We start from the raw sequence: 14,969 nt of genomic DNA on the forward strand, positions 1-14,969 counted from the left end.
TAGTTCTCAGCCGTGCGGCGTTAATTGATCTGGAAAGGATAAACCGAGCCCAGTTTAAGGATTTGCGTCAGTTCATCCAGTGCCGTCCGGCACTCAAGCAGCAATTGCGGGTCAGCCAGGTCGGTTTCCCGCAGGCTGTCGCGGTAGTGCTTGTCGACCCATTGGGTGAGCGTGTCGTACAACGGCGCCGTCATGATAACCCCTGGGTTGACCGCCGCCAGTTCGGTTTCATTCAGCGCGACGCGCAAGCGCAGGCACGCCGGGCCACCGCCGTTCTGCATGCTTTGCTTGAGGTCGAAGACGTTGACTTCGCGGATCAGCCCACCCGAAGACGTCAGGCCTTGCAGGTACTGCCAGACGCGCTCGTTGGCGCGGCATTCTTCCGGCACGATCAGCAGCATCGAGCCGTCGGCGCGAGTCAGCAACTGGCTGTTGAACAGGTAGGAACGCACCGCGTCCTCAACGCTGACCTGGGCCCGGGGCACGCAGATCGACTGGAAATTGCCGCCGAGTTTGCCGAGCTTGCCCTGCAATTCGCCGAGCATCTGTTCGGTATTGAGAAACGCATCCTCGTGATAGAACAGCACTTCGCCGTTGCCCACCGCGATCACGTCGTTGTGGAACACACCAGCATCGATCACCGCCGGGTTCTGCTGGGCGAAGACCACGCCGTCATCCCGCAGGCCGTGCAAGCGAGCGACCGCCTGGGAGGCTTCGAGGGTCTGGCGCGCCGGGTACTTTTGCGGCGCCGGGTAGCGAGTGTCGAACGCGCTGCGGCCGAACACGAAAAACTCTACGCCCGCCTCGCCGTAGTCACGGCAGAAACGGGTGTGGTTGGCCGCGCCTTCGTCACCGAACTGCGCCACGGCCGGCAACGCGGCGTGGTGGGCGAAGTGTTTCCCATCGGCAAACATCGCCCCCAGCACGCGGCTGGTGGTCGGGTGTTCGATGCTGCGGTGGTATTTGCAGTTGAGGTTGGCGGCGGTGAAATGCACGCGGCCATCGGCGGTGTCGGCGCTCGGGCTGACGGTGGCCGCGTTGGCCACCCACATGCTCGACGCCGAGCAACTGGCTACCAACAATGGCATGGCTTGCTTGGCGGCTTGCTGAATGACTTGGGCGTCGGTGCCGGCAAAGCCGAGGCTGCGCAAGGCGGCCACATCAGGGCGTTCCTGGGGCGCCAGCACACCTTGCACGAAGCCCATTTCCATCAGGGCTTTCATCTTCGCCAGGCCTTGCAGCGCGGCTTCCTTCGGGTTGGAGGACTGCTGGCTGTTGCTCTGGGACGCGACGTTGCCGTAGGACAAACCGCCGTAGTTATGGGTCGGCCCCACGAGACCGTCAAAATTGACTTCACAGGATTTCATCGGCGAGGCTCCACGAACATCTGTATTTTTATAGGCATCAAGTGCAGATCTGTATCTGTTAACCCGATCAAGTGTAGGAGCTGGCTTGCCTGCGATGCGGGCAACTCGGTCATTCAGATACCCCGAGGTGATGCCATCGCAGGCAAGCCAGCTCCCACATTAGATCAGTGTCACTTTCACTTAAGCGTTACGCCTGGGGTCAGCGACGCTGGCAACACCAGGCTCGGGGTCTCAAGCGAGGCCACCGGGTACGCGCAATAATCCGCCGCGTAATAGGCGCTGGCGCGATGGTTGCCCGAAGCGCCCACGCCGCCAAACGGCGCGCTGCTCGCAGCGCCCGTCAGCTGTTTGTTCCAGTTGACGATCCCGGCACGGCTCTCCAGCCAGAACTGCTGGTAACGCGCTTCGGAATCCGACAGCAAACCGGCCGCCAGGCCGTATTGGGTGTTGTTGGCCTCGGCAATCGCCGCCGCGAAATCAGCGTAGCGGATCACTTGCAGCAGCGGGCCGAACAGCTCTTCATCCGCGCGATCCGTAACCTCGGTCACATCGATAATGCCCGGCGTCAGCAGCGCGGCCTGGGCCTGTGGCTGGGTCATTTCCAGCAGCGCCACGGCGCCATTGGCCAGCAGCAATTCCTGGGCATCCATCAACGCCTTGGCGGCGCCGAGGGAAATCACCGAGCCCATGAATGGCGCGGGCTGCTGGTCGAATGCGCCGACCTCGATTGTCGAGCTCACCGCCACCAGGCGAGCGAGCAACGCATCGCCCCAGGCGCCTTCCGGCACCAGCAAGCGACGGGCACAGGTGCAGCGCTGGCCGGCCGAGATAAACGCCGACTGGATGATGGTATAGACGGCAGCATCCACATCGGCCACTTCGTCCACCACCAGCGGGTTGTTGCCGCCCATTTCCAGGGCGAGGATCTTGTCCGGGCGCCCGGCGAATTGCTGGTGCAGATGGTTGCCGGTGCGGCTGGAACCGGTGAAGAACAAGCCGTCGATGCCCGGGTTGGCCGCCAGGGCGATCCCGGTTTCCCGCGCGCCTTGCAGCAGGTTCAATACGCCCGCCGGCAGGCCGGCGTCGATCCAGCATTGCACGGTCAGCTCGGCGACTTTCGGGGTCAGCTCGCTGGGCTTGAACAGTACGGTGTTACCCGCCAGCAAGGCCGGCACGATGTGGCCGTTAGGCAGGTGACCCGGGAAGTTGTAAGGGCCGAATACCGCCACCACGCCGTGAGGCTTGTGGCGCAATACGGCAGTGGCGTCGCCCAACGGGCCGCTCTTCTCGCCGGTACGCTCGCGGTAGCTTTGCACCGAGATCGCGACCTTGTTGACCATGCTGGTGACTTCAGTCGCCGATTCCCACAAAGGCTTGCCGGTTTCCTCACCAATACAGCGGGCGAGTTCGTCGGCACGGCTTTTCAGGTTGGCGGCGAAGGCTTCCAGCACGCTCAGGCGCTCTTCCAGGGAACGCTTGGCCCAGGCGGGAAACGCCTGGCGCGCAGCCTGAACGGCGGACTCGACCTGCTCGACGGTGGCGCTGTTACCCGACCACACCACCTGCTGGGTCACCGGGTTCAGCGACTCAACCACTTCACCCTGGCCAGCCAGCCAGCTACCAGCGATATACAACGAATTCATTATTTCGACTCCCGGGCAGCGGACAACGGTACGGCACGCACTTGATCACCGGCGATCAGTTGCAGGCGCTTGGCGGTCTGTTGATCGACCACCAGGGTGCCCGCAGCCAACCGCGCCGGCGCTGCGGTAATGCGGCAATCTTCGCGTTTGCGGTTATGGATCAGGAACGGCGTGGCGTCGTCGCCCGGCGTGCCAATCGCCAATACCAGCGCTTCGCTGTCGCGTACCGCGCGGATCTTGGTGGTTTCACACTCAACCGCCGGGCCCGCGTCGAAGATATCGACGTAACCCTGGTAGCTGAAGCCTTCGCTCTTGAGCATGCTCAGGGCCGGCTCGGTGTCGGTGTGGACCTTGCCGATCACGTTGCGCGCGTCTTCGGACAGGAAGCAGGTGTACAGCGGAAACTTCGGCATCAGTTCGGCGATAAACGCCTTGTTGCCCACACCAGTGAGGTAGTCCGCCTGGCTGAATTCCATCTTGAAGAAGTGCCTGCCCAGGCTTTCCCAGAACGGCGAGCGCCCGGCTTCGTCGGACATGCCGCGCATCTCGGCAATGATCTTGTTGCCGAACAGCTGCGGGAATTCCGCGATAAACAGCATGCGCGCCTTGGCCAGCATGCGGCCGTTGAGGCCGTTGCGGTAATCGGCGTGCAGGAACAGCGAGCACAGCTCGGAGTTGCCGGTCAGGTCGTTGGCCAGAAACAGCGTCGGGATTTCGCGGTAGATGTTCAGTTCCTGGGAAGCGCTGACCGTCAGGCCGACCCGGAAGTTGTACCAGGGCTCGCGCAGGCCGACGGCACCGGCGATGGCGGAAATCCCCACCACGCGGCCTTCATCGTTTTCCAGCACGAACAGGTAATCCGCATCACCGCGCCCGGCTTCGCCGCGAAAGGTCTTTTCAGCCCAGCCGACCCGGTGGGTCAGGCGCTCTTCGTTGGCCGGCAAGGTGGTGAGGCCGGTGCCGGTGCTGCGCGCCAGATCAATCAGGGCCGGTAAATCGCTGCTGCGTACGGGACGAACGATCATGCTATCTCCTCAAACGGGCCGCTGTTGTCAGCCACCCGCGAAACTCTGTTTATACCGCTACCAGGCGCACGCTCGCGCCTTCGCCTACGCCCAGGGCCTCGGCGGCTTCCAGGTCCAGGGTCACTGGCTTGCCCGGCGCGTAGTCCAGCTCCAGCATCACCGCGCGGTAATCCTGCAACTGGCCGTTGCTGACCAGGTACTGGCGGCCGACACCCTTGGCCATCTCGCCGATCTTCACCGGCACCACGCGGCTCTGGGCGATCGAACGAATACCCGACACCCGCGCGTGCAGCGTTGGGCCGCCGTCGAAGATGTCGATGTAATGGTCGGTCTCGAAGCCTTCGCGCATCAGGATGTCGAAGGTGATCTGCGCTCGCGGGTGCACCTGGCCCATGGCTTCCTGGGCGGCGTCCGGCAACAGCGGCACGTAGATCGGGTAATGCGGCATCAGTTCGGCGAGGAAGGTCCGGCTCTTCAACCCGCACAGGCGCTCGGCGGCGGCGTAGTTGAGGTCGAAGAAGTTGCGGCCAATCGCATCCCAGAACGGCGAATCACCGTTCTCGTCGCTGTAGCCCACAATCTCGGTCACCACCGAATCCGCAAAACGCTCCGGGTGACCGGCCACGAACAGCAGGCGGCCACGGGAGTTGAGTTCCGACCACGGCGAACCCACCAGCTCCGGCACCACGTAGAAACTGGTCAGCAAACTGTTGCCGGTCAGGTCATGGCACTGCGAGAGCACGTGGATCTTGTTGTGGATCTTCAGCTCGCGGGAGGCGTGCACAAAGGTTTCGTTACGGAAGCTGTAGAACGGTTCCGAGTAGCCGGCGGACGCGACGATGGCCGAACAGCCCACCAGCTTGCCGCCGTCGGTGTCTTCAAGGACGAAGAAATAGCTTTCTTCACCGTTGAAGCTGACCTCGGCGGCGAAGGACGCTTCGCTTGCGGCGATCTTGTCGCTCAGGCGTTCGACATCATCCGGCAAGGAGGTGACACCAATCGGGCTGTCCGCAGCCAGACGCTGTACCTCGCCCAGATCAGCCATTTGCGCGGGGCGCATCACCAGCATGGTGTCACTCCTTAACTCGAAAAACTCACAGAGGGAAAAATGCCGGGCACGGGACCTGAATTCAAACAGATCCAATGTGGGGAGTCTTTTGTGGGAGCTGGCTTGCCTGCGACAGCATCAACTCGGTGCAACAGATAAACCGGGTCGTCTGCATCGCAGGCAAGCCAGCTCCCACAAAAGCCAGCGCCCACATTGACCGAGCCCGGCATACAAAATTTGTGTTCGGCGCCCGATCACTCAAGCGCCGAACGGTCCATCAGGCTTGCGTCAGCGTTTTCACCGCACGTTCGAAGCGGTCCAGGCCTTCCTGGATATCGGCATCTTCCACCACCAGGCTCGGGGCGAAGCGCACCACATCCGGGCCGGCTTGCAGGATCATCAGGCCTTCGCGTTCGGCGGCGTTGAAGATGTCCTTGGCACGGCCTTTCCAGGCATCGCTCAGCACGCAACCGAGCAGCAGGCCCAGGCCGCGCACTTCGGTGAAGATGCCGTATTGCTGGCCGATCTTCTCCAGGCGGGAAACGAACAGGTCATGCTTGGCTTTAACGCCGGCCAGCACTTCTGGCGTGTTGATCACGTCGATCACCGCTTCCGCCACCGCGCACGCCAGCGGGTTGCCGCCGTAGGTGGTGCCGTGGGTACCGACCACCAGATGCTTGGCCAGGTCTTCGCGCGTCAGCATGGCTGCGATCGGGAAACCACCGCCCAGGCTCTTGGCGCTGGTGAGGATGTCAGGCACGACGCCGTAATGCTGGTAGGCGAACAGCTCGCCGCTGCGGCCCATGCCGGTTTGCACTTCGTCGAACACCAGCAGCGCGTTGTTCGCGTCGCACAGGTCGCGGGCGCCTTGCAGGTAAGCCAGCTCAGCCGGCAGCACGCCGCCTTCACCCTGGATCGGCTCCAGCACCACGGCGCAGGTCTTGTCCGAAACGGCGGCTTTCAGCGCCTCCAGATCGTTGTAAGGCACGTGGGTGATGCCGACGATTTTCGGACCGAAGCCGTCGGAATACTTCGACTGGCCACCCACGTTCACGGTGAACAGGGTGCGGCCGTGGAAGCTGTTCAGCGCGGCGATGATTTCGTATTTCTCGGTGCCGAAACGGTCGAACGCGACACGACGGGCCAGCTTGAAGGCGGCCTCGTTGGCTTCGGCGCCGGAGTTGCAGAAGAACACACGCTCGGCAAAGGTGGCGTCGATCAACTTGTGGGCCAGGCGCAGGGCCGGCTCGTTAGTGAAGACGTTGGACACGTGCCACAGCTTGTTGGCCTGTTCGGTCAGTGCCCCGACCAGCGCCGGGTGGGCGTGGCCCAATACGTTGACCGCGATGCCGCCGGCAAAGTCGATCAGCTCTCGGCCCGCCTGGTCCCACACGCGGGAACCTGCGCCACGCACGGGGATGAAAGCGGCAGGTGCGTAGTTGGGAACCATGACCTGGTCGAAATCGGCACGTTGCACCGGGGCTTGCTCAACGGACATCGGAGTCTCCTGAAGAGGAACGCCTGCCTGAAACTGGCGGGCGATGCAGGGATTGTAAGGACAGTTTTCAGTGCGGCCTTGCCGCCAAGCGACAACTTCTTATAGCGCCAACCCGTGATTTTCGCGGGTTTACGCCAATGCGACAAATAGCATCGCAATGGCGCAGTTTAAACGCTGGCGCGGGGTTTGCGGCATCGGCAAGACGATTTGTGTATAGCCGGGTAAAAACCATCTATGCACCGCCTGTGCCTTGACGCGCTTTGGTCCCATTGGCCTTCATCCCATTTGGAACCGCTGCCATGAGCGACCGCACTTCAAGCCCTCACTATCAACAACTGATCAAGGCAGTCCCCCCGTGGCTGGGCAACGCCAGCCCCGAAAGGCACCGTCAACTCAAAGGCACCGCGCCGACAATCCCGGCCTGGTACGGCCGCGCCTCAGACACCGATCACCGCACCCTCAAAGCCCTCATTGGCCACGCCTGGGACGCACAGAACCCGGTGGACCAGGCGCTGGCCAACGTGCTGAACATCAACGACTTCGCCCGCCCGATGCTGCAAAAGGCCCTCAAGGACCAGTTCGCCCTGGAGCCCGATGTGGAGAAGACTCTGATCCGCCTCTACATTCCCGCCAGTATCCCCTGGTTTCCCATCCGCTCCGGCGCCGCCCGCACCTGGACCGTGTCATTGCTGGAAGCCGCCCTGCACAATTTCGAACCCGACGAGACCCAGGCCAACGCCCATGAAAGCGCGTCGTCCTACGTGCAGGAAACGGCCACTGCGGGGCAACTCGAAATCCTCGACACCCTCGAACAGCGCATGAGCATCCAGGCCTTTATAAAGCTGTGCCGCACCCTGGATATCGGTGGCCACTATCAGACTTATCTGGCGCAGCAGCTGCTGGAACCCGTAACTTCAGCCGTGCTGCAACTGAAAGTCGACGCAGCCCGCAAAGCCATGCTCAAGGCCGCCCTGCACATGGCGGTGTTGAAGCAGGACCTGGGCAGCCCCTCGCAACGCCTGATTGAAGGCATCGTCGACGGCCTGCAAGGCATGCGCCTGGACGGCAAACTCTGGCAGGCCCACGACTTGACGATGATGTCAGCCAGATTGACCGGCATTGTGCTGTTTGCCCCGGACCTTGAGCGCTACCTGCAAGCGGTGCCCGTCGTCGCCTATATTCCGGATGATCCCGAGTCGCCGATCAAGCAATACGCCTCCTCCGCCGCGTTTATGCTGGACCTCACGCAAAAACTGCGCGGCCGGCCATACCAGGAGTTTTTCAGCCGCTTTGTGGCCCATGAGGATCGCGCCTATTTCTTCGCCGACCTGCACCAACGCCTGAGCCGCGTGACCTGGCACCAGCATGTGGCGACCGACCCAATGCCCACCTGGCGTGACACACCGGTCAGCAAACCCAACCTGCAATTTGCCGTGAAAAAAATCAGTGGCGACGTACTGACCCATCTGTACCAGCAGACACTCAACAAGATCATCAATGACGCCGCCGTCACTGCCGTCTCCACCGCCAGTGCCAACCGCAAGGCCCGCTGGCAGCGCTGGGACGCCCTGCAAAAAGTCGCCACCACGTTGCTGGAGATCGCCGCGTTTGTCGCCGCGCCGTTTTTTCCGCCACTGGGGGCGCTGATGATCGGCTACACCCTGTATCAGGTGCTGGATGAGACCTTCGAGTCGATCATCGACTGGGCCGAGGGCCTGACAAACGAGGCCCTGAGCCACTTCATGACGTTGCTGGAGACCCTCGTTCAATTGGGCATGTTCGCCGTAGGCGCACCGATTGCAGAACAGGTATTGCGCAAAGCACTGCCCCAGGAACTATGGGATTTCATCGACGGCCTCAAACCGGTGCAGCTTCCCGATGGCCAGCAGCGCCTCTGGCATCCCGACCTGAAACCTTACGCTCGCAAGACACCGCTGCCCGGCGCTTCAATTGCCGACGAACAAGGCGTCCATCAGCATCTCGACCAAGCCGCGGTACCCATCGACAACACGCCCTATTCACTCAATAGACTACCGGGCAAAGACGCCTTCAGCATCACCCACCCCAGCCGCCCCAATGCCTACCAACCCAAGGTCTGGCATAACGGCAACGGTGCCTGGTACAGCGAGCTGGACCAGCCTCTGTATTGGGACAACAGCACCCTGCTTCGCAGACTGGGCCACCCCGCCGAGCCCTTCAGCACCGCCGAGCTGGAGCACATCCAACACGTCAGTGGCATTAATGAAAGCACCCTGCGCGCAATGCACGTCCAGCATCAGCCGCCCCCACCGGCGCTGGCCGACACCTTGAAACGCTTCAAGATCGAGCGGGACATCAACACCTTCATCCGCCAAATGAGCAGCGATGATCCGGCGCAATACCGCCAGGCTTCAACCATGACCCAACTGCAATTGCTCTGCACCCCCGAGGCATGGCCACAGACCCGTACGCTGCGCGTGGTCGACAGCCAGGGGAAAACGTTATGGCACTACGCACCGACCCCGCGTGCACCACAGGTGGTCATCAACCAAGGCCAACTGAAAAACGGTGACCTGCTCAATACGATCCTGCTGGCACTGAACGAGAACGAGATCAAAACCCTGCTGGGTGAAGAGTTTGGCCAGCCACCCCGCGCACTGGAGGTGCGCGCTCGAACGTTAAGACAACAACTCGCAAAGGCCGCCCAAGCACAAAAGAACAGCGTGTTTGAATCCCATTACCGCGCCGTGAACCGCCCTGCAACAGCACAAGCGCAACACCTGATGGACAACGCTCCAGGCCTGCCGGCGACGATGGCTGACATCCTGGCATCCCAAGCCACCCCCGCAGAACGCCTTGAACTCAACACCGACCGGGTGCCAAAGCGCCTGCAAGACCTGGCACGCTGGGCCCGCCAGGAAACGCGCCTGAACCGCGCCTATGAAGGCCTGTACCTGCACACCCCCGACAATCCGGACAGCCACACATTGGCACTACACTCACTGCCCAGGCTGCCAGGCTGGTCCGGCAAGGTACGCCTGGAGGTCCGTGAACACACCTTTGAAGGCCCGCTGAGCGACCACATCAGCGGCGCCCCCGACACACCACGCAAGGTATTGGTACACGAAGAGGGTCATTACCAGGCGTATGACAGTGACGGCCAACACCTGCACGGCAGCACCGACTTCTACAACGCGGTACTCCAGGCCCTGCCGGATAGCGAACGCAACAGCCTGAACCTGCACATACGGCAAGGAACGCAACTGCGCGAAGGGATTGCCAAGGTGGTGCTGCCCAGAGATCGGCTGCGGCCACTCCTGGAAAAACGCCCGGTTCGTCCGCCTGCAGCAAAAACCATCCAGCGTTTGCTTGGAGGCAACAACGGCTACCCGGCCCCGGCGCACCCCACGCCGATACCGGGCACCCCACGCTCGCTGGAACAACGAGCTCAGGAGCTCTACCCCAGCCACAGCGCCGAACAAATCCGAGAGCGGATCCGCGAGCTCAACCGCCAGCCCGGCGGTGCACGGTCGGGGCTGCTCCAGTTAGGGGCCGAATACGGGCAATTGAGCCAGGACCTATCAACCTGGGTCGCTGAAACACCTCGCTCGCACCCGCAAACCCGGGCCCCGCTACCACTCGCCGTACAGGCATACGAACAGCAAAAGCGCGGCGCCTTCGCTGACGAAATCCAACGCTGCTGGCGCAGGGAGACCGCCCGCAGTGAGTTGGAGGAAGACGCCGGCAACGACTACAGCCTGATATATGAAGAGCCCATTTTGGGACAGTTGCCAACCTTGACCGCCCGGTTCGACCATGTCGCCTCACTCGGCCTGGCAGGCGACGAAGGCAGCATGGGCGTTCATGGGTTTATCCGTCACTTCCCTCAGGTACGCCAACTGGAACTGCGCAATTTCCCACTCGGCACCCTTCCCGACGGGCTGGCGGACCTACCTCGCCTGACTGACTTGATCCTCGACAGTTGCAGCATTCGCCTGACCCCACAGAACCACACATTGCTGGCGTCTATGTCACGCCTTGTCTCGCTGGATCTCTACAGCAACCCGTTGGGCATCACCCCCGACGTCACCGCTATGGCTCACCTCAAGCATCTGGACCTGTCGTCCACCGGTATCGACCAGTTGCCCGCAGGCCTACTGACCCGCCCCCAGCTGGAAAGCGCAATCCTCAGCAACAACCGAATCACCGAGCTTCCCGATGCGTTTTTTGACCTGCCGGAGGAGGTCAGTGCAGGGTTTGACCTGGGGGAAAACCCCTTCCCCGAAGCCACCATCGAGCGCGTAAAAATGCACTTCCAGCAAACAGGCGAACGCTGGGAAGTCAGCGCACCACCAGTCGATATCGAGCGACTCAAGCTGCTCTACCCCACCTTCAGCACCAACGATTGCAACCTCTACTACTTCGGCATGCCGGGCGACCTGAGACTGGCGCGGGTGGAGCTGACTCGCCTGGAGGCTGAATACGACAAACTCACGGCCGATCTTGAGGAATGGCGAATCGATGTACCCACACAGCACCCCACACTGGAATTTGAGTTGAGTGAAGACCGGCGCGCCCGTGAGCAGGTAAAACGCTACAGGCTCAAGGAGCGGCTCCAAGCGTGTTGGCGCCGGGAAACCACCATCGACACGTTGAACAATAGCCCACACATCACTCACGAATTGATGTTCGAAGACACCCTGTTGGGAGACTTGCCGACCCTGAGCGCAAATTTCGATCACGTCTCGTTACTGGCGCTGGTGGGTGAAGGCGCTACCTCGGACATCAGCCGGTTCCTTGACGCGTTCCCCAAGCTGCGAAGCCTGTCGATTCAAGGCTACCGACTGCAGCAGATCCCCCGCCAAGTGTTCCAGATGCCCGAGTTGCAGGAGCTGGTCCTGCCACAGTGCGACATTCAACTGACGCCCGTGGGCGCTGAAGAACTCGCCAGTTTGAACCTGCTTACCTACCTGGACTTGAGCGACAACCTGCTGGGCACCACCCCGAGGGTTGGCAATATGCAACACCTTACAGTCCTGGACTTGCAAAGCACCGGCATCCGGGAAATACCGCCCGGACTGCTGTCCTTGAGACGGCTTTCCGACGCGGACTTGCGCGACAACGCCATCCGTAATATCGGCTCCGAGTTGCTCGAAGTGCCATCGGAAATCTTTATCGCACTCCAATTGGACGGCAACCCTCTGTCCAACCATGCCAGGCGCGTAATCAGCCGTTATCGACAACGAGCCCGCATAACCGCCCGACCCGAAAGTTGACTTAACCGCGCTCGGAAGGCACCGACGACAATTCAAACGGGCTGCTGCTGCGGCGCTGGTTACGGTCTTCACGGGGGGTGGCGCCGAAGAAGTTGCGGTAGGCGCTGGAGAAGTGCGGCCCCGAGGAGAAGCCGCACGACAGGCCGATCTGGATGATCGACTTGCTGGTTTGCATGAGCATCTGGCGGGCCTTGTTCAGGCGCAGTTCCAGGTAGTACTGGCTGGGGACGCGATTGAGGTATTGCTTGAAGATGCGCTCGAGCTGTCGTCGGGACACGCACACGTGCTGGGCGATTTCGTCGGTGGTCAGCGGCTCTTCGATGTTGGCTTCCATCAGCAACACGGCCTGGGTCAGCTTTGGATGGCTGGAGCCCAAACGGTTTTGCAATGGAATGCGCTGGCGCTCGCCGCCTTCACGGATGCGCTCCACCACCAGCTCCTCGGAGACGGCGCCCGCCAGTTCGGCGCCGTGATCACGGGCCAATACTGCCAGCAGCAAATCGAGTACCGACATACCACCGCAGGCAGTCAGGCGATCACGGTCCCAGTCGAACAGATGGCTGGTGGCGATGACCTTGGGGAAGCGCTCGGCAAAATCGTCCTGCCAGCGCCAGTGCACGGCGGCGCGGTAACCGTCGAGCAAACCCAGCTGGGCCAACGGGTATACGCCGGCCGACAAACCGCCAATCACGCAGCCGGCACGCACCAGTTGCTTGAGGGCGGTGCTCAGTTGGGAAGCGATGACAGTCGGTGGCTCATCGGCCAGCAGGAACAGCTTTTGAAAGCCTTCCAGCTTGCCGGCCCAAGGTTCGCCCGGCAGTTGCCAGGCGCCATCCATCGGCGGCTCGGCCTGCAAGAACGAGAGTTCGTACACCACGTCCGGATGCACCCGCTGAGCAACGCGCAAGGCCTCCTCAGCCAGCGCAAGCGTCAGTGCTTTAGTGCTGGGCCAAATCAGGAAACCAATTCGATGGGCAGTCATGGAGTGCTATCCGAAGCGAAAAACAGTAATGAAGACAAAGGCCAATGCTAGCCCGTAAACCAACACAAATCTCAAAACATATAGAGATCTAATGTGGGAGCTGGCTTGCCTGCGATAGCGGTGGGCCAGCTTGCACCTCTGGCACAGACACATCGCCATCGCGGGCAAGCCAGCTCCTACAGGGGATCGGGGCCAGCCTTAAAGCTGTGAAGCTTGCACTAATTCAGTGCATAACAGCAGCCCTGTTTACTTCAAGCTACCGGAAAGAAACTGCTGCAAACGCTCGGACTGCGGGTTCACCAGCACTTCGCGCGGGTTGCCACGCTCCTCAACGATGCCTTTGTGCAGGAACACCAACTGGTTGGAGACTTCACGGGCAAAGCCCATTTCGTGAGTCACCACCACCATGGTCCGACCTTCCTGGGCCAGGTCCTGCATCACTTTGAGCACTTCACCCACCAGCTCCGGGTCGAGGGCCGAGGTAGGTTCGTCGAACAGCATCACCTCAGGTTCCATCGCCAACGCACGGGCAATCGCCACACGCTGCTGCTCGCCGCCGGACATGTGGCCGGGGAATGCATCCTTACGATGACCCACACCCACTTTAGCCAGGTAGTGCTCGGCCTTTTCCCGGGCGTCTTTTTTCGACATGCCCAGGACATGCACCGGCGCTTCCATGACGTTTTCCAGGGCGGTCATGTGGGACCACAGGTTGAAATGCTGGAACACCATCGACAGTCGCGAACGCATGCGCTGCAGCTGCTTCGGGTCCGCCGCCTTCATTGCGCCGTCCTTGTTGGCCACCAGTTTCAGCTCTTCGTTATTGAGCAGAATCTTGCCGGCGTGGGGTTGCTCCAGCAGGTTGATGCAGCGCAAAAAGGTACTTTTGCCCGAGCCACTGGACCCGATGATGCTGATCACATCACCGGCCGCGGCGGCCAGGGACACACCTTTGAGCACTTCATGACTGCCATAGCGTTTATGCAGGTCTTGGACTTCAAGTTTGTACATGCGGTCGGTTCTCACAAAAACAGTTGGTCAGTCGTTGAGCAAGCGCCCGTGCCGCAGCGCTTCGCGCCCCGCCACCTTGGCCAGCCAGAAACCCGCTTGGGCATAACGCAGCCGTTCAACGGCAAACAACACCCCAGGCGTACCCGCGCAAACAATGCTGACGCGGTCGGACAAGGGATCGATCACTTCAAATATCGGGTCGCCGGCTTCCACCACATCCCCGGCTTTACGCAGGTAACTGATCACGCCGGCGTGGGGCGCGAACAACAACTCGGTGCCTTCGAAGGGCAGGCCCTCGCAGGGTTTGTGGGCGGCTGTCGGCCACTCCCCGGTTATCAAACCTTGCTCGGCAAGGAACGCCAGGATGCCTTCGGCGTGGAAAATCGCTTCGTCACGGCCGGTATCGGCCTGGCCGCCCAACTCCAATGTCGTCGCCAGGCAGGCCAACGGAATCTGCGCCTCGGGGAACGCCCGGGCCAAACGCAGCCACGGCAGCGAACAGGCTTCGTCAAACGAGCTGCCGCCGGAATCTTCCGCCAGCAGGCCGACCTTCACATTCAAATGCGCCGACAGCGAACGCCACTGCGGCCAGTGCTGCGGCAGCGCGTACATGTGCAGCGCGGCTTCGGCATCGCAATGCAAGTCGAGCACCACATCGGCGGTGCAGGCATGACTCAGCAGGATGCGCTGCATGCCTTGCAGCTGGCTGCTCGGCTCGGGCAATGCATTGAGTGCATCACTCATGGCCTGGCGGATCATGCGCACGTTGGCGTGGGGATCATCACCCAATTTGCCTTCGAGCAACGCGGCAACCGGCGCGCTCAACTCAACAAAATCGCGGTTGAAATTCTTGCCGCTGCCGATCTCGAAACGCCCTTGGTGGCTGCCTTGCAGCAACTGCCCCAGGCCCATCGGATTGGCCACCGGCACCAGCTCGATCACGCCGTTGAGGGCGCCTTGCTGTTCCAGTTCGGCCAGGCGCTTTTTCAGCTCCCAGGCGGCCCGCATGCCGGGCAACTCATCGGCGTGCAGGCTGGCCTGGATATAGGCCTTGCGCTCGCCGCTGCCGAAACGGAACACCGTCAGCTGACGTTCGCAGCCCAGATGACCCCAGGGCAACAGGTGATCGATACGTTCCAT

General features: G+C 61.6%; 9 protein-coding genes. 1 reads left to right on the top strand and 8 read right to left on the bottom strand.

What is annotated here, in order from left to right; all coding sequences use genetic code 11:
* Nucleotides 1–20: 20 nt before the first annotated feature.
* The 5 genes from astB to V3W39_RS12540 all read right to left on the bottom strand — a co-directional run bounded on the left by astB (nt 21) and on the right by V3W39_RS12540 (nt 6,581).
* A complete protein-coding gene (astB, locus tag V3W39_RS12520; protein WP_177042903.1) occupies nt 21–1,367 on the bottom strand; it encodes an N-succinylarginine dihydrolase in 1,347 nt (448 codons plus the stop codon).
* Between the two features lie 176 nt (nt 1,368–1,543).
* Nucleotides 1,544–3,013, bottom strand: a complete 1,470-nt coding sequence (gene astD, locus V3W39_RS12525; protein WP_177077415.1) for a succinylglutamate-semialdehyde dehydrogenase — start codon at nt 3,011–3,013, stop codon at nt 1,544–1,546.
* Nucleotides 3,010–4,035, bottom strand: a complete 1,026-nt coding sequence (gene astA, locus V3W39_RS12530; protein ID WP_003214325.1) for an arginine N-succinyltransferase — start codon at nt 4,033–4,035, stop codon at nt 3,010–3,012. The genes astD and astA overlap by 4 nt, the downstream gene beginning before the upstream one ends.
* A gap of 49 nt (nt 4,036–4,084) precedes the next feature.
* Nucleotides 4,085–5,104, bottom strand: a complete 1,020-nt coding sequence (gene aruF, locus V3W39_RS12535) for an arginine/ornithine succinyltransferase subunit alpha (RefSeq protein WP_177042902.1) — start codon at nt 5,102–5,104, stop codon at nt 4,085–4,087.
* A gap of 256 nt (nt 5,105–5,360) precedes the next feature.
* The gene (locus tag V3W39_RS12540; RefSeq protein WP_177077400.1) at nt 5,361–6,581 is read right to left on the bottom strand and encodes an aspartate aminotransferase family protein; all 1,221 of its coding nucleotides are present in this window, start codon (nt 6,579–6,581) and stop codon (nt 5,361–5,363) included.
* A 299-nt stretch (nt 6,582–6,880) separates the two neighbouring features.
* Here V3W39_RS12540 and V3W39_RS12545 point away from each other — a divergent pair, with 299 nt between their 5' ends.
* Nucleotides 6,881–11,836: a dermonecrotic toxin domain-containing protein gene (locus tag V3W39_RS12545; protein ID WP_330212699.1), complete on the top strand. Its 4,956-nt coding sequence runs from the start codon at nt 6,881–6,883 to the stop codon at nt 11,834–11,836.
* Nucleotide 11,837: 1 nt separating this feature from the next.
* Here V3W39_RS12545 and V3W39_RS12550 read toward each other — a convergent pair whose 3' ends face one another.
* The 3 genes from V3W39_RS12550 to V3W39_RS12560 all read right to left on the bottom strand — a co-directional run bounded on the left by V3W39_RS12550 (nt 11,838) and on the right by V3W39_RS12560 (nt 14,969).
* Nucleotides 11,838–12,818 (bottom strand): GlxA family transcriptional regulator, encoded by a 981-nt coding sequence (locus V3W39_RS12550; RefSeq protein ID WP_008435259.1) that lies wholly within the window; start codon nt 12,816–12,818, stop codon nt 11,838–11,840.
* 246 nt (nt 12,819–13,064) lie between these two features.
* The gene (locus V3W39_RS12555; RefSeq protein ID WP_003214336.1) at nt 13,065–13,829 is read right to left on the bottom strand and encodes an ABC transporter ATP-binding protein; all 765 of its coding nucleotides are present in this window, start codon (nt 13,827–13,829) and stop codon (nt 13,065–13,067) included.
* A 27-nt stretch (nt 13,830–13,856) separates the two neighbouring features.
* Nucleotides 13,857–14,969 (bottom strand): succinylglutamate desuccinylase/aspartoacylase family protein, encoded by a 1,113-nt coding sequence (locus V3W39_RS12560; RefSeq protein WP_330212700.1) that lies wholly within the window; start codon nt 14,967–14,969, stop codon nt 13,857–13,859.

The sequence above is a fragment of the Pseudomonas sp. Z18(2022) genome (genome assembly GCF_036346535.1).
Classification (GTDB): domain Bacteria; phylum Pseudomonadota; class Gammaproteobacteria; order Pseudomonadales; family Pseudomonadaceae; genus Aquipseudomonas; species Aquipseudomonas yamanorum_A.